19 protein-coding genes are annotated in these 16270 nt (G+C 38.4%); 17 read left to right on the plus strand and 2 right to left on the minus strand.

Annotated features, from left to right (window positions below; translation table 11 throughout):
- The first annotated feature begins 124 nt into the window (after nt 1–124).
- The 5 genes from nusA to rbfA are packed head-to-tail and all read left to right on the plus strand — an operon-like array spanning nt 125 to nt 4723.
- Nucleotides 125–1324: a transcription termination factor NusA gene (gene nusA / locus IGM13_RS05800; RefSeq protein WP_002360499.1), complete on the plus strand. Its 1200-nt coding sequence runs from the start codon at nt 125–127 to the stop codon at nt 1322–1324.
- A 20-nt stretch (nt 1325–1344) separates the two neighbouring features.
- Nucleotides 1345–1644, plus strand: coding sequence for an RNase P modulator RnpM (gene rnpM, locus IGM13_RS05805; protein WP_002363794.1), 300 nt, complete (start codon nt 1345–1347; stop codon nt 1642–1644).
- Nucleotides 1634–1939: a YlxQ-related RNA-binding protein gene (locus IGM13_RS05810; protein WP_002357860.1), complete on the plus strand. Its 306-nt coding sequence runs from the start codon at nt 1634–1636 to the stop codon at nt 1937–1939. The genes rnpM and IGM13_RS05810 overlap by 11 nt, the downstream gene beginning before the upstream one ends.
- Before the next feature lie 12 nt (nt 1940–1951).
- Nucleotides 1952–4348 carry a translation initiation factor IF-2 gene (infB, locus tag IGM13_RS05815; RefSeq protein ID WP_002419823.1) on the plus strand — a complete coding sequence of 799 codons (2397 nt, stop codon included), beginning with the start codon at nt 1952–1954 and terminating at the stop codon, nt 4346–4348.
- Nucleotides 4349–4372: 24 nt separating this feature from the next.
- On the plus strand, nt 4373–4723 hold the full coding sequence (gene rbfA / locus IGM13_RS05820) for a 30S ribosome-binding factor RbfA (protein WP_002360497.1): 351 nt from the start codon (nt 4373–4375) through the stop codon (nt 4721–4723).
- Between the two features lie 372 nt (nt 4724–5095).
- Here the strand turns inward: rbfA and IGM13_RS05825 are convergent, their stop codons facing one another.
- Both IGM13_RS05825 and IGM13_RS05830 read right to left on the minus strand, forming a co-directional pair.
- Nucleotides 5096–5581 (minus strand): toxin, encoded by a 486-nt coding sequence (locus IGM13_RS05825; RefSeq protein WP_002382232.1) that lies wholly within the window; start codon nt 5579–5581, stop codon nt 5096–5098.
- 34 nt (nt 5582–5615) lie between these two features.
- Nucleotides 5616–6098 carry a helix-turn-helix domain-containing protein gene (locus tag IGM13_RS05830; RefSeq protein WP_002371257.1) on the minus strand — a complete coding sequence of 161 codons (483 nt, stop codon included), beginning with the start codon at nt 6096–6098 and terminating at the stop codon, nt 5616–5618.
- 217 nt (nt 6099–6315) lie between these two features.
- On the opposite strand from IGM13_RS05830, the gene IGM13_RS05835 reads away from it, so the two are divergent.
- The 12 genes from IGM13_RS05835 to IGM13_RS05890 all read left to right on the plus strand — a co-directional run bounded on the left by IGM13_RS05835 (nt 6316) and on the right by IGM13_RS05890 (nt 16262).
- A complete protein-coding gene (locus IGM13_RS05835) occupies nt 6316–6450 on the plus strand; it encodes a hypothetical protein (protein ID WP_002360495.1) in 135 nt (44 codons plus the stop codon).
- A gap of 45 nt (nt 6451–6495) precedes the next feature.
- Complete coding sequence (locus tag IGM13_RS05840) at nt 6496–7251, plus strand: DnaD domain protein (RefSeq protein ID WP_002419821.1); 756 nt, start codon at nt 6496–6498, stop codon at nt 7249–7251.
- Nucleotides 7252–7269: 18 nt separating this feature from the next.
- Nucleotides 7270–8112, plus strand: a complete 843-nt coding sequence (locus IGM13_RS05845; protein ID WP_010715123.1) for an ATP-binding protein — start codon at nt 7270–7272, stop codon at nt 8110–8112.
- A gap of 66 nt (nt 8113–8178) precedes the next feature.
- Nucleotides 8179–8571, plus strand: coding sequence for a hypothetical protein (locus IGM13_RS05850; protein ID WP_002360492.1), 393 nt, complete (start codon nt 8179–8181; stop codon nt 8569–8571).
- Nucleotides 8572–8590: 19 nt separating this feature from the next.
- Nucleotides 8591–8998 carry a RinA family phage transcriptional activator gene (locus IGM13_RS05855; RefSeq protein ID WP_002419817.1) on the plus strand — a complete coding sequence of 136 codons (408 nt, stop codon included), beginning with the start codon at nt 8591–8593 and terminating at the stop codon, nt 8996–8998.
- A 221-nt stretch (nt 8999–9219) separates the two neighbouring features.
- Nucleotides 9220–9636, plus strand: coding sequence for a hypothetical protein (locus IGM13_RS05860; protein ID WP_002382237.1), 417 nt, complete (start codon nt 9220–9222; stop codon nt 9634–9636).
- A 12-nt stretch (nt 9637–9648) separates the two neighbouring features.
- Nucleotides 9649–10161, plus strand: a complete 513-nt coding sequence (locus IGM13_RS05865; RefSeq protein ID WP_002419816.1) for a phage major tail protein, TP901-1 family — start codon at nt 9649–9651, stop codon at nt 10159–10161.
- 34 nt (nt 10162–10195) lie between these two features.
- Nucleotides 10196–10555, plus strand: a complete 360-nt coding sequence (locus IGM13_RS05870; RefSeq protein WP_002357848.1) for a tail assembly chaperone — start codon at nt 10196–10198, stop codon at nt 10553–10555.
- Between the two features lie 17 nt (nt 10556–10572).
- The gene (locus tag IGM13_RS05875) at nt 10573–10941 is read left to right on the plus strand and encodes a hypothetical protein (protein ID WP_002361692.1); all 369 of its coding nucleotides are present in this window, start codon (nt 10573–10575) and stop codon (nt 10939–10941) included.
- Complete coding sequence (locus IGM13_RS05880) at nt 10931–13864, plus strand: phage tail protein (protein WP_002419815.1); 2934 nt, start codon at nt 10931–10933, stop codon at nt 13862–13864. The genes IGM13_RS05875 and IGM13_RS05880 overlap by 11 nt, the downstream gene beginning before the upstream one ends.
- 1 nt (nt 13865) lies before the next feature.
- The gene (locus IGM13_RS05885; protein ID WP_002365553.1) at nt 13866–14792 is read left to right on the plus strand and encodes a distal tail protein Dit; all 927 of its coding nucleotides are present in this window, start codon (nt 13866–13868) and stop codon (nt 14790–14792) included.
- 12 nt (nt 14793–14804) lie between these two features.
- Nucleotides 14805–16262 carry a phage tail protein gene (locus tag IGM13_RS05890; RefSeq protein ID WP_002397217.1) on the plus strand — a complete coding sequence of 486 codons (1458 nt, stop codon included), beginning with the start codon at nt 14805–14807 and terminating at the stop codon, nt 16260–16262.
- The last annotated feature ends 8 nt before the right edge of the window (nt 16263–16270 follow it).

Raw genomic sequence — 16270 nt, forward strand, 5'->3', positions numbered from 1 at the left:
AAAAGGGTCCACTAAAAGTTTTACTTTTAGCCGGGCCTGTGACAAGTTTTAACGAGAAGTTTTTCCCTTGGAAGAAGAACCACTCGTTCAGCTTTAACGAATCCATAGGAGGAAAAGAAAAACAATGAGCAAAGAAATGTTAAATGCATTAGACGTATTAGAAGCTGAAAAAGGGATTCCTAAAGATACGGTGATTGAAGCGTTACAAGCAGCTTTAGTTTCTGCATATAAAAGACATTATGGACAAGCAAGCAACGTCGAAGTTGAATTTGAACCAAAAAAAGGCAATATTCACGTGTATGCTGTCAAAGAAGTAACAGAAGAAGTATTTGATTCACAATTGGAAGTTTCATTAAAAGATGCCGTTGCATTAAATGGTGCATATGAAATCGGCGACAAAATTCGTTTTGAAGTTACGCCAAAAGACTTTGGCCGCATTGCTGCCCAAACAGCAAAGCAAGTAATTTTACAACGTGTCCGTGAAGCAGAAAGAACAATTATTTATAATGAATTTAGCGAATACGAAAATGACATCATGCAAGGAATTGTTGAACGTCAAGATCGTCGTTATATTTATGTAAACTTGGGTAAAATCGAAGCAGTCTTATCAAAACAAGATCAAATGCCAAATGAATTTTACCAACCGCATGATCGGATTAAAGTTTACGTATCACGTGTTGAAAACACATCAAAAGGCCCACAAGTTTTTGTAAGCCGTAGTCATCCAGATTTACTAAAACGTCTTTTTGAACAAGAAATTCCAGAAGTTTATGATGGAATTGTTGAAATCGTAAGTGTCGCTCGTGAAGCTGGCGATCGTTCAAAAGTAGCTGTTCGTTCAACAGATCCTAATATTGATCCAGTGGGTACCTGTGTCGGTCCAAAAGGCCAACGTGTCCAAGCGATTGTGAATGAATTAAAAGGCGAAAATATGGATATTGTGGAATGGAACGAAGATCCAGCTATTTATATTAGTAATGCCTTGAATCCAGCTCAAGTATTAGATGTTATTTTTGATCCAGAAAATAGCAAAGCATGTACAGTTGTTGTACCTGATTATCAATTGTCATTAGCAATTGGTAAACGTGGTCAAAATGCGCGCTTAGCTGCTAAATTAACGGGCCATAAAATTGATATCAAATCAGAATCTGATATGGCTGAATTTTATGAACAACAAGCCAATCAAGAAGTTGCCGAAGTGGCAGAAGAAATGGATGAAGCAATTATCCATTCAGATATGACGGCAGATGATTACGAAAACTTGGCTACTGAAGAAGCAGTTGTTGAAGCAGAAATTACAGAAGAATTACCTGAACAAGAATAACGTTTTTGGAGGGTGAAAAAATGAAAAAGAGAAAAATTCCAATGCGTAAATCGGTTGTTTCAGGCGAAATGAAACCGAAAAAAGAATTAGTCAGAATTACTCGCTCCAAAGAAGGTGAAGTGGCCTTAGATCCAACTGGTAAATTACCTGGACGTGGCGCTTACGTTGATTTGGATCCTGCGGAAGTCCAAAAAGCTTGGGATAAAAAAATTCTTGATCGTGTCTTAGAAACAAAATTAAGTGATGAATTTTATCAAGAACTATTGGATTATGTAACACATCAAAAAGCCCGCAAAGAGTTGTTTGGCGATGGAAAATAAAACCAAAATTTTGAACCTTTTAGGTTTAGCAATGCGCGCCGGTAAATTAGTCACAGGTGAGGAATTAACCCTTAAAGATATTCGTGCAAACAAAGCGAAATTTGTGTTTGTTGCACAAGATGCCAGTGAGAATACTAGAAAGAAAATCAAGGACAAAAGTTCTTATTATAATGTTCCTGTTAGCGAACTGTTCAGTCAATTCGAGCTCAGCCAAGCGATTGGGCGACCACGAATGGTTATCGGAGTAACTGATGCAGGATTTGCCACCAAAATCAAGGAATTACTAAAAGGTTAGGAAGGTGATTGCATGGGAAAAAAAAGAATTTATGAACTAGCAAAAGAAATGAATAAAGCAAGCAAAGACGTTGTCGATAAAGCGCATCAATTAGGTATGGATGTTAAAAACCATATGGGCGCAATTAGTTCCGAGCAAGAAACAAAGCTTCGTCAAGCATTCGGAGGAGGAAGTACCGTAAATACTCAATCAAAAGCAACAAACAACCAAAAGCAACAAACAACACAAAATAAACCAGCCAATAAGAAACCAATGAACAATAAACCTGGTGAACAAAGAAATAACCAAAATCGTCCAAAAAACCAATCAACGAATGGACAACAAAGAAACAACAACAACCAAAATCGTCACGGCCAAAGCAACACACAAAACCGTAGCAATCAAACAAATACAAACAATCAAAACCGCAATACCCAAAACAATAACGGTTCTACAACGAATCAAAATCGGACAAGCCAAAATAACAATGGCGGGAACAACCAAAATCGTGGCGGCCAAAACCGTAACAACAATTTTGGTGGCGGTCAAAATCGTAATAACCGGAATAACTTTAATAACCAAAACCGCAATCGTTTCAACAAAAAAGGGAAAAAAGGCAAACATCAACAAGAATCAGCGAAGCCAGCAGTACCAGCACGTAAATTCCGTGAATTACCAGATGTTTTAGAATATACAGAAGGTATGAACGTGGCGGATATTGCGAAAAAAATCCACCGCGAACCAGCGGAAATCATCAAAAAATTATTTATGATGGGTGTCATGGTTAACCAAAACCAAGCCTTAGATAAAGATACAATTGAATTATTAGCTGTGGACTATGGCATGGAACCGCAAGAAAAAGTCCAAGTTGATATTGCGGACATTGATAAATTCTTCGAACCGGAAGCAGTTGTTGAAGAAAACTTAACTACACGTCCCCCTGTTGTCACAATCATGGGACACGTAGACCACGGGAAAACAACATTATTAGATACATTGCGCCATTCTCGTGTGACTTCAGGTGAAGCGGGCGGAATCACGCAGCATATTGGTGCCTATCAGTTAGATATTGATGGCAAACCAATTACGTTCTTAGATACACCAGGACATGCGGCCTTTACTAGTATGCGCGCGCGTGGTGCCAGCATCACTGATATTACCATCTTAGTTGTTGCAGCGGACGATGGAGTAATGCCACAAACAATCGAGGCGATTAACCATGCCAAAGCGGCAAAAGTGCCAATTATTGTAGCAGTTAACAAAATTGATAAGCCTGGTGCGAACCCTGATCATGTGAAACAAGAATTAAGTGAACATGAATTAATTCCTGAAGAGTGGGGCGGAGATACGATTTTCGTCAATATTTCAGCGAAATTCAATCAAAACATTGATGAACTATTGGAAAATATTTTACTGATTGCTGAAGTAGAAGACTTAAAAGCTGATCCAACGCAAAAAGCAATTGGAACAGTGATTGAAGCGCGCTTAGATAAAGGTAAAGGCCCGGTTGCGACATTACTCGTTCAACAAGGAACTTTACATGTTGGTGATCCAATCGTTGTTGGTAATACTTATGGACGTGTTCGTGTGATGACCAATGACATGGGCCGCCGTGATAAAGAAGCAGGACCAGCAACTCCTGTGGAAATTACCGGATTAAATGATGTTCCTCAAGCGGGTGATCGTTTTGTGGTCTTTGAAGATGAAAAAACAGCACGTCAAGCAGGGGAAGAACGGGCTAAACGTGCGTTGCTTGAACAACGTTCAGCAAGTAGCCGTGTGACATTGGATAACTTATTTGAAAGCCTAAAAGAAGGCGAATTAAAAGAAGTTAATATCATTGTCAAAGCAGACGTACAAGGATCTGCCGAAGCCGTTTCAGCAAGTTTACAAAAAATTGATGTAGAAGGCGTTCGTGTGAAAATTGTTCACGCGGCAGTTGGGGCCATCAATGAAAGCGACGTAACTTTAGCCGCAGCAAGTAATGCGATTATTATCGGCTTTAACGTTCGCCCAACACCACAAGCGAAACAACAAGCAGAACAAGAAGAAGTTGATATTCGTTTACACCGTATTATCTATAAAGCCCTAGAAGAAATCGAAACAGCGATGAAAGGGTTATTAGATCCAGAATTTGAAGAAAAAATTACGGGTCAAATGACGGTTCGTGAATTGTACAAAGTATCTAAAGTTGGCACAATCGCTGGCTGTTATGTTACAGAAGGCTTTATTCGCCGCGATAGTGGCGTTCGTGTCATTCGTGATGGTATTGTTATTTATGAAGGTAAATTAGCAAGCTTGAAACGCTTTAAAGATGACGTGAAAGAAGTCAAACTTGGTTTTGAATGTGGCGCTATGATTGAAAACTTCAATGATTTACGTGTAGATGATGCGATTGAAGGCTTCATTATGGAAGAAATCAAACAATAATTTTAGTAATTGGAGGAAGACACTATGGCAAATTATCGTGACCGTCGTGTAGGTCAAGAAATCATGCGTGAAGTGAATGATATCTTGAACAAACGCATCAGAGATCCACGCGTCCAAGGCATCACTATTACAGATGTTCGTGTGACCGGTGATTTACAACAAGCAACGATTTATTACAGCTTGTTATCTGATTTAGCTTCCGAACAACAAAAAGCTCAACAAGGCTTAGACAAAGCCAAAGGACTGATTCGTAAAGAATTAGGACAACGGTTAACCTTGTATAAAACACCAGAGTTGATTTTTGAAAGAGACGAATCTGTTCAATACGGAAATCACATTGATGAGTTGATTCGTAAGTTGAATCAAGGTGAATAATTAAAAAGAAAAAGCACACCAGACGAATGGTGTGCTTTTTCTTTTCATGATTTCTTGATAAAATAGTCATGGAGGTGCAAAGATGAAAAGAATTGTTGTTTTCTATAAAAATGGAGATCGTTATTTAAAAGAAATGGGTTCAGGCAAGAGTTCCCTGTACTTTTTTCTTTTCTTCTTTGTACTACATAGTATGCGGGAACATATTATTCAGTTCATCGGATTTTGGCCGTCATTTATATTCGTCCTCATACTTGTCCCAAATCTTATGCTTGGCGTCGGACATATTAACCATTGGTACAAAAACCGCTCTTGAATTTTCCAGAATACTTTTAAGCATGGAACAAAATCCTTATTGATTTTGTTCCATGCTTTTTAAGTTAACCCAGTATTTAATACCATCACAGAATAATCCCTAAATTCAAAAATCCGTCCTTTATAAAGATAAGTGGCGCCATACTTTTGTCGATAGTACGTAATCACATTTTTTAATGTTTCAACATCGATTTCCAAAAATTCAGCACAAGAATAATGGTTGCTTAAGCCAGCTTCAGAGCAACGAATTAAATCGTCTAATGTAACTAATTGCTCTAAGGCCACATTGCGGGCTTTCAACTCTTGCTTCCGATTTTCTGTACAATTTTGATTTAAAATAGTGCCAACGGATGTTTGATAATGCCCGTATTCCTCGGCTAAAATGTTCTTCTTTTGACGGGTACTCAATGTTTTTTCAATATAAATTTTGCCATTTCGATACAACCCATAACAACCTGTTTGATTGTATAAATCAATTTCTAAAACCGTCACATCCTTTTGAATGGAACTGACGAGTTTTTCATAATCATTCACTTTACCATTCACCTGCCATTACTTAATAAAAAGAGTAGATGGGAAGTTAATCCTCTTTTTTGTCAGAAGAAATCGATTGTTGATATTTGGCATCAATTTCATCCAAGTAATCGTGAATTTTCTCGATTTCTTCTTTTGAAAATATCTTTTCTGGATCCCCAGCGTGGGCAGCCAGTGTCATTTCGTCACGGCGAGGGAATGAGAGAATTTCTGCTTGCGTTTGTTGTTCGTGTAATTGTTGTTCGGCAAATTGATAAACGATGGCTTGTCGTTGGGGCTCTAATTTTTTATAAATGCGGTCGATAGTTGAGGCATTTTTTTCCATGGGAACTTCTTGCCCCATCAACCAGGCCTCATTAATGTCTAATGCATCTGCAATGCGATAAACTTTGTCTTGTTTTGCTTCGTAACGACCAGCTAGCCAATCGCTGATTGAAGATTTACCGATGCCAGTTTTTTTCGCTAAATCACTAGGTTTGATGTTCTTGGCTGTTAAAGCCTCTTTTAAACGGATAGCAAAAATGTTCATATTTCCGAACCTCCTATTGCCTCAAAGTATACTATACCTGTTTAGAGAAGGCAAGTAACAATCGCAATTAAAATCACCGGTTCATAAAACCGAACTTACGAGTTGACAGTGAAAATATTTGGTGCTAAGATAGAGCCATTCAAATGTTCGGTTAACTGAACAAATTTTTTTAAGCAATTTGTTCGGAAAACCGTATCTTTGTAGAAAGGGTGAAGAAATGAGTCGGAACTATAAAAAAACGTTGTCGGATATGTTACTTTTAGCAATTATTTTATTAATAAGCAGTGTCTCAATAAAAATTGGGGCCATCGTGATTGGTATGATTGGCCTCATGGAATTACTGACAGAGTAACAATAATTTAGTTAAAAGGAGAGAAGCGGATTGGCAGAACGACGCATGTTTGCAAAAACGATTATTGATAGTGATGCGTTTTTAGATATGCCCTTATCAAGTCAGGCTCTGTATTTTCATTTAGCGATGCGTGCCGATGATGATGGATTTATCAATAATCCCAAAAAATTGCAGCGAATGGTCGGTTGTGGGGAAGACGATCTAAAATTGCTAATGGTTAAAAAATTTATTCTAGTATTTGAAAGTGGTGTGATCGTTATCAAACATTGGAAAATTCATAATTATATTCGCAGTGATCGTTACAAACCAACCTTGTATCAAGAAGAGAAAAATCAGATTGTTGAAAAAAATAGCAAAGCTTATACGTTTAAAGCAGAATCGTCTGTCAGTGGTCAACCAGCTGACTACCAACGGTTACCACAGGAAAGCATAGTCCAGTCTAAGTTAGGTCAGAGTCAAGGTAGTAGTTCAGAAAACGATTGTTTAAAGATGATTTATCATTTTTATGAGGAAAACGGCTTTGGTACACTGGCCTCAAAAACAAGCCAAGATTTTAAGTATTGGTTGCAAGATTTTATGCAAAAAGGGGCTAGCCAAGAGGAAGCATGCCAATTAATCTTGCATGCTTTAGGAATTGCCATCGATCGAAATAAACGGAATTATGGCTATGTAAATGCTATTTTGAAAAGTTGGGAGCAACAAAATTATTTATCCGTACATGAAGTTCTAGTAAATGATAAAAAACAAGTGTCGGAGCATGCGCTGCAAATGACAGAAGAATATCAAGAGTTAGGTTTTTAAAGAAAGGAGGAAATCAGTATGCATGCGACAGATCAAACTTTTCAAATACTATTGAGTCAATTGTTAGAAAAAGTTGAAGACCGTTGTCCTGAATGTGGCAGTGAACAATATGTTTGGCAACAAAAAAATAAAGATGGCACAGAACGTTGTGCCCCAACTTGTTGGTCGTGTGGGTATAAAATGCTAAAAAAACATGAACACGAAGCCACTCAGCAACGTTCTCAAGAGAGTTTTATGGCGCGTACACAAAAATTTTTTCATCAAGGGTCCTTAATTGCTGATGATGCGCTACGGCAATGTCGCTTAACCAATTACCAAACCACTGAATTAGAAACAAGACAAGCAAAAGAACGGGCCTTAGCAGCAGTTTCAGCGATTGTTGAAGGAAAGCCAATCCACGTTATTTTTTCAGGGAAACCTGGTGTTGGTAAAAGTCATTTGGCTATCAGTATTTTAGTTGAAGTCTTAGAACGCTCTGCATATCAAAAGTATTGTTTATTTGTCAGCTACTCTGAGTTATTAGAAAAACTAAAAATGTCCATGAATGAGTCGGCCAAAAGTCAAGCAAAGGCTCAAGCGTATATTACTAGAATGAAAAAAGCAGACGTTTTGGTTTTAGATGATTTAGGTGCTGAATTAGGAATTAAAAATAAAGTTAGTACGGATTTTAACAATGACATCTTAAACCGAATTTTAGAAGCTAGACAGAATAAAGCAACTATTTTTACTACTAATTTTTCTGGAAAACAACTGGTGGAGGCCTATGGAACACGCATTATTTCTCGTCTAATGAAGCATGCCAGTGGTTATGTTTTCCAATATAAAGACACAACAGACAAACGAATGAGGAGTGTGAAATAAATATGTTAACAATTATTATTGGGTTTATCTTTTGGACAATGACACTGATGTTAGGTTATCTAATTGGTGAAAGAGAAGGCCGTAAACATGAGTAATTTAACAAAACGTAAAAAAGATTTATTTGAAATGAAAAGCGTTGTATTTAAAGATATTTCAAAGCAACAAAGCGAAAAAGCACAAAAAAGAAAACGACTCTTACAACTAATGAATCAATATCCCGATTGGGCAAGTCAAAAAAATAAACTTATTATGCAGGAAATTCAAGAATTAGGACAAGCAATCGGTAATTGGTCGATGGATCAATCAAGACCCATCCAATCCATCAAGGCCGCATCGTTTACAAAAAGCGAGTATCTCTATTTAATTTGGCTCGGTTATTCAGATGAAGCGATTCGTCACGGCTTAGACATGTCGAAAGAGTGTTATTTTATTTATCGATTAACACTTTTAAATGAATAAAAGTAAAGGAGATTAACCAATGCGTACGTCAACATTTAATTATATCAAAGATATTTTAGCAGACTTTTATAAAACAGATGAGTATATCCGTCAACGGGAAGAAGAATTACGGCACCCTTTTCAAGAAGCAGATTTAAATGCTGGTATTAGAGGACAAGGACTTCACTCTGTAGTGACCGAACGAATGGCGATTACGATAGCTATGGATCGTCGTCTGTGGAATTTAGAGAGAAATCGAGACATTATCAAAAATTGTTTAGCTGAAGCGGATGAACAAACGCGCGTGATTATTGAAGAACTATATATGAAAAAACGGCCCTCTTTAACATTAATTGGACTTGCCCAGCAATTATTTATTAGTAAAAGCCAAGCCTATAAATTAAGAAATCATTTCTTTGAAGCGGTGGCGGATGAACTAGGGATGTAAACATGGAAAAAGCGTGGAATTTTTTCAGGTGTCAACATGGTAAATTAATAGTGTCGAAAGAGATAGATAAACGTGAGGCAACCAAAAAAATGAAGACACGGAATTCTATAATTTTGACTGCTTTCTTGTGTCAGCTATGAAGGAGCAGAAAATGCCGGCTACTTTCAAGATCCTTCATTTTGACTAGAAGAGAGCCAATTTGTTAACCAATCCTGAATTTTTTGAATGGAAAGGTGGCGCTAAAAATGAATGAAGCGGAACAAGAGTTATATGAAGCCCTTGTTGCAATCTGCCAGACGTCAGGATTTTTGTTGCTAGAGGAACTGCCGACAGATTTACCAGATCAGCCATTTGTTTACTTAGGTGATAGTAAAGAATTACCTAAGCCAACTAAATCAGCTATTTTGGGAGAGATTGAATTAATAATGCATGTTTATGGTGCGTTATCTGAACGACAACAAATTTCTACAATTAAAGGAACGATTTTACGGCAGGCAACTAGTAACTTAAAACGAACGGCTCATTTTAATTGGGGTATCAAACATCAAGAAGTCAAAGCACAAATGGTAAAAGATACCAAACAAATGAAAAAAACAATTTGGCATGCTGTACTACCATTACACATGCAATTTTACTAGGAGGAATTATCAATGGGAGAAGTTATGCAAGGAAAAGACCGTATTTTATTAGTTCGTCGCTTGGATGAAGCAGCGACAAAGAAAGCAATGAAACCCTTATTTCAAATTGAACATGAATGGGAATTCTCACGTGAATCGAGCGGTACGCAAACAAAAGATGGCGTTGCGAATGCTGTTTCTGGTTTAGAAGTTACGTTATCGTTAAGCGGTTTAGCCTCTCGAGATGATGAAAATTTATACATGAAAGACGCAGTTGAAGATGGCATCTTAATGGAATTTTGGGACGTTGATTTAAAAGGTGAAAAAAATGCGGAAGGTAAATATCCAGCAATTTATGCCCAAGGTTATGTAAATTCATGGAGTTTACCAGCCAATGTAGAAGAATTAGTAGAAATCGAAACAGAAGCCTCTATTAATGGCAAGCCACAAGATGGCTTTGCAACAGTAGAAGCAGATATTATTGCGGAAGCACAATATGCGTTCCATGATACCGTTCCAGAGAAAGCAGCACAACCTGGCGCATAATCAAAAAAAGTGTTGAATTTTAGGAGGATAAAAAATGAATTTAGAGATTAACGGAAAAACAATTGAAGTGAAATTTACGATTGGCGCGATTCGCGAATTAGATAAACGTTACCAAATTGAAAATGGCGCTGCCAAATTCGGCATGGGCATCAGTTCAGCAATGATTTATTTACGCCAATACAATCCAGTAATCTTAGTTGACATCATGGAAGCTTTACAAAGTGGGCAATTAAAAATAGGTAAGTCGGAAATTGAAGCATGGTTAATGACCCAAGATGTCAAAAAGCTTTCAGATGACTTGCTTAAAGAAATGGGAAAGCAACCTCTTACAAAACCAATGATCGATCAGTTCAGCAAAGAAGCGAAGAAAGCAGAAGCGCAAGCGACCAACTAATTAAAACGAGCGATGACGTGTATCACGACATCGCTCTTTCTGCTTTTCGCTACTTAGGCTGTCGTTCATTTGAAGAAGTGGATCGGATGACCATGTCTGAATTTGAATTACGAATGATTGCTTTTAATTTAGCAGAAGTAGATGAAGAGCGGAAAAGGCACGAGCTTGCCTACTTAAATGTTAAAGCGCAAGCGACAAACAAAAAAGGAAAACCCGTTTTTGAAAGCTTTAAAAGTTTTTATGATTATGAAAAACGAGTTGCTGAAGTTCTGGCAGCTAACCAGCCACAACGAACGAAATTAAATGAGCGGAAAAAAACGCAACTTGCCACTGTGGCAGAGCGTCTACGCCGCTATCGAGAAGGGAGGAGAGTAGATGGAGAATGACAAAGAAAAAACGCCGTTATCGGAGGCAAAGAAAAGCCTTGCAGGCGTCCAACAAGCATTAAAAAGTATGAGCAGTGAGTATGCCTTATTAAGTGGATATTTAGGGAAAATTAGTGCGGGTGTCAATCAGTCAGCCACTGTCATGAACACATTTAAAACCGTCATGCAACAATCTGGAGAAACAGTGAAAAAAACAGGAGACGAAACAGCAAAGGCAGCAGATCAAATGAACACAGCGTTAACAGATTCTGCTGAACAAGCTGGTGAAGCAGCTAAAAAAGTGGGGAAAGAAACCTCTGATGGCTTTACTAATGCACAAAATAATATGCTGAGCTTTGGGACGGCCATGACTAGTGCCGTTTCCTTACCTATGCTGAACGTTTTAAAAACAGCTATGGGCGTCGGTGCTGGGGTCAGTGGCGAATTTCAAGGAATGCAAGGACTGATTATGGCCAGTGCAGGAGGGATTTCTGATTCATTGCAAGGCGAGTTGCAAGGGGCATTGACTCAGATGAATCAATCATTTGAAGCGGCGGCACAAGTGATTCAAAGCGTGATGGCTCCAGGAATGGAAATTTTGGTTCAAGTGGTTATCACAGTCGTCAAAGGCATTACAGCTTTGGTGAATTTATTTATCAAATTACCAAAACCCGTCCAAGTTTTTATTGTTGCCATTATGGGCATTTTAGCCGCCATTGGGCCCATGCTGATTATGGTAACGATGGCTCAGCAAAAATTTCAACAGTTTAGTGCTGGTTTGGCTCTTGTACAAGGAAACATTGGGAAGTTAGGTGGTGGCTTATCAAAACTAAGTGCTAGTTTTAGTGCCTTAAGTGGAGGACCATTAATTTTAATTGTAGCAGCCGTTTTAGCAGCTGTAGCAGCGTTTGTTTATTTCTATAAAACCAATGAAACATTTAGAAATAGTATCAATCGCTTAGCTAGTGCCATTCAAGGAGCTGTTTCAGCGGCGTTTGGCAAATTGGTAGGATTGCTACAACAGATCCAGCCGGCCTTTCAGCAAGTAATGGCAGTTTTTAAACAATTTTTTGCAGTAGGCTTAGAGAAAATGGCGACTATTTTTTCAACAATTGGTCGTGTGCTAACGGGCGTTTTTGCCAGCGGTTTGCAATTAGGTAGTAACTTATTAGGGCAATTTGGTGGTACCTTTGACAAAGCTGGTTTAGCGGTTGGTCTTTTGGTAAAAGTTCTGACAAAAGTTGCACTGGCTGCATTAGGAATTTCTGGGCCGTTTGGTCTAATTATTTCCTTGATTGTTTCATTCGTGACGGCCTGGATGAAAACCGGTGATTTGAGTGCGGGTGGTATTACCCAAGTCTTTGATAATTTAGGTAACACGATTACATCGGTTACAACAATGCTTGCGGCTAATCTACCGAAAGTTATACAACTTTTTACAACCGTCTTAACCAGTATTCTCGGGAAAATAACAGAAGCTATTCCAAGCATCGTAACCGCGTTATCTAGTTTAATTACGTTAATTGTTGGTGCGATCGTTGCCAATTTGCCCGTCTTAATTGAAGCGGCAACACAAATTATTACTACGTTGATTCAGGGGATTACAACAGTCTTACCAATGTTGATAGAAGTTGGTTTGAGCTTATTAATGACTTTAGTTAATGCGATTGTCACCGCCTTGCCAACAATTACAACTGCAGCGATTAATATCATCACTACATTAGTGACAGCTTTTATCACAGCGTTACCAATGCTAGTTACAGCAGGTGTTTCAATTATCACGGCCTTAGTTAATGCATTTGTTACTATGTTACCGTTGATTTTGACTGCTGGTTTACAAATTTTGATGGCATTAATCACTGGGATTATGACGATTTTACCTCAGTTAATTCAATCAGCACTGACGATTATTCTAGCGTTAGTGACTGCGTTGATAGGTGCCTTACCACAGATTATCAGCGCAGGTGTCAAATTGTTAATGGCGTTAATTCAAGGGATTATTTCGATTTTACCAACCTTAGTTGCAGCAGCTATTACCTTAATTTTGACATTGGTAAATGCCTTAATTGGTGCCTTACCACAAATCATCAGCGCAGGTGTCAAATTGCTAATGGCTTTGATCCAAGGGATTATTTCAATTTTACCGCAATTGGTTACTGCAGCAATTACGCTAATTACCGCTTTCATGGGTGCGTTAATCAATGCGTTGCCACAGTTATTAAGTGCTGGGATTCAACTGATTCAAGCCTTAATTAATGGTGTACTCAGTCTATTGGGTGCCTTGTTGTCCGCAGCAGGAACATTAATCTCACAAATGATCACGAAGATTGGTTCTTATTTTGGTCAACTATTAGCTTCTGGCGGACAGTTAGTTGAAAATATCAAAAATGGGGTTACCAATGCAGCCGATCAGGTAAAAACTGCCATTGGTTCTGTAATTGAAGGCGCTTGGCAAGCAATCCAAGGTTGGTTTTCAAAATTCACCGATGCCGGTGCGAATATTGTCGGCATGATTGCTGATGGGATTACAGGCGCAATTGGAAAAGCCAAAGAAGCAATTGATGGGGTCGTCAGTAAAATTCGTAACTTTTTACCATTTTCACCAGCAAAAGAAGGTCCCTTATCTGATTTGCATAAATTGAATTTCGGCGGCACGATTGCCACGGGGATTTATGCAGGCGAAACAGCCGTTAGTAGAGCAATGGCTTCTATTTTAGATTTACCGCTGTTAAATGATTTTGCCTTGGACTTAGCTGGTCGAGGAAACTTCACGGCAACGATTGACCATCGTTTAGAAAATGATGCATACAATCGACCATTATTTGTGACAGTAGAGTCAACGTTAGATGGAAAAGTTGTCGCAGCAACTACGGCGCCTTATTTAGCAACAGAGTTACAACGACAACAAGTGAAACAAAATAACCGCTTAGGAAGGAGAGGATAACATGTATAAATTTGTTGATACCAATCAAGCAACTCATTCAACGCCTCTTCCTTCAGAAGCGTTGAATTTTAACGGCCAATTTTTAGAAAAAGTCATCCCTGGTTATCAAACATTATCAGTTTCAGGACGAGAATTAGTTCCAAGCGAAATTGAAAGCTATCAATTAGGGATTCGTGATGGTAAACGTCACGTTTATGCGCGGATTCCAGAACGAGAATTAACAGTCAAATATCGCCTTTCAGCTGTGAATAACGAAGCGTTTCGAGATGCATTTAATCATTTAAACGTTGCTTTGTTTACGGAAAAAGACGTTTCTATTTGGTTTAACGATGAACCGGAAATGCTGTGGTTTGGCAGTAAATCTTCAGTGAGTGATGTACCCGAAGGCGTTAACCAAGTAACAGGCACCTTTACTTTATTGCTTTCTGATCCGTATAAATACACACGGAGTGATGCGACTAGTGTGATGTGGGGTTCGCCAACCATTACATTTCAAGCGAATTACTTAATGGGGAATACAGGCTCAGGTGCAGTTGATTTTCCAATTTTAATTGAAGGTGGAGCCTATTGGGGATCAACTATGATTACCTTTCAAAATCGGGCTTACACGATGGGGGATTTAGGCAAAGAAGTTCGGCCAATTGAAATTTATCCTACGGTCGAAGGATTAAAAGTCAAACCGACCATTATTTTAACAGGAACCGGACGTGGTGTTTGGATTAAAACACGGAACGATACAATTAACTTAGGAGACTTTGATCGTTCGGAAATTATCATTGATACTGAAAATTTTTATCTGACAAAAAATGGTGCACCGATGATTCGACCAATGAACGATTTTTATCTATATCCTAATGAACCGCTGTATATTCAAGCCAAAGATAGCGACTTCCGCTTGACGATTCGCTATCCTAACCGATTTGTGTAGGAGGGTGATTAAATGTTAATGGCACTGGATTTGAAAAGAACATATACGGCAATCTTGGATAATGCCTATCAAGTCAGTTATGAAAAAATAGAGAATAAAATTGGCAGTTTAGATTTTACCATGCCACTAGATGATCCTAAAAATGAATTTATTGCAGAAATGCAATGGGTGGAACTGACCGATAATGAGAATGAATATATTGGTTTATATCGCGTGATGCCAACCACAATTAAGAAAGATGCGAACAATAATCAAATTCACTACTCTGCTACAGAAGCATTATGTACCTTAGGCGATACTGTCCTATTTGGTTGTCACGAAATTAAAAACAAAACAACGAAAGAGGCCATTCAATTTCTATTGAATAAACAAAAAACAAAGCATTGGGTCCTAAAAAAATGTGATTTTTCAAGGAAATTAACCTATAAATGGGAGAATGAAAACGGGCTAGTCGAGCCTTTATTTAGCATCCCAGCCGATTTCGAAGAGGAATATCTTTGGCAATGGAATACAGAGGTCTATCCTTTTGAACTTTCATTAGTCAAACCGCCAACAGAACCAGTTGCGCGAATTCAAGAAGGTTACAACATGCAAGGATTTGAAATAGAACGTAATCCCAAGATGCTAATCAATCGGATTTATCCATTAGGTTCAGGCGAAGGTGTTAACAAAGTCAATATTCGCTCGGTCAATCAAGGGGTTCCGTATTTAGAGAACAAGGCCGCAATTGACCGCTATGGTTTATTGGAGTCAATTTGGGTAGAACAGCGTTTTTCTGATCCCAAGGCATTAAAGGAAAATGCTTTGCGAATGTTAGAAGAATGGACCAAACCACAAGTTTCTTGGGTAGTGACTGCAGCTGATTTAATTAAATTAACAGATCAACCTTTGGCAATCGATCGTTTGCGGTTGGGTACGGTTATCATGATTAATACGAATGAATTTGGGAGTGTCAACCTTCGTATCAAAAAAGAAAGTAAAAAAGATGTCTTTGGTGCCCCCCAAGACATTCAGCTAGAGTTGGGAAATCTGCAAGAAACAATTCATAGTACCATGACAGCTTTTAGTCGGAAACAAGAGATTAGCGAAACTTACGCACAAGGGGCGACGACACTTTTAAATCGTTCAATACAAGGAGAACTTAGTAAGACACAGCCAGTGGAGCTGAATTTATACTTTGACGAGGACATTCTTTATATAAACACCGCAGAATTAACGTTCAAGGCAACTGCTAAAGGACCTTCGCATTCTGTAACGAACATTGATTTGGTAGTGGATGGCAAAAAATTACCCCAACTATCATTGCAACAACAACGGCTAAACATTTTGAGTTATTTACGAAAAACAACAGATGGAAAAATCGAACGCGGCAATCACACGCTTCAATTTTTCTCTCATCAGCCACTATGGTTGGATGCTTCGGTCATCTGTCGTGTGTATATTCAATCCCAATTGGGTGGCCAGTTTTAATAAAATAA

This window comes from Enterococcus sp. DIV0561, assembly GCF_050539875.1.
GTDB classification, from domain to species: Bacteria; Bacillota; Bacilli; order Lactobacillales; family Enterococcaceae; genus Enterococcus; species Enterococcus faecalis.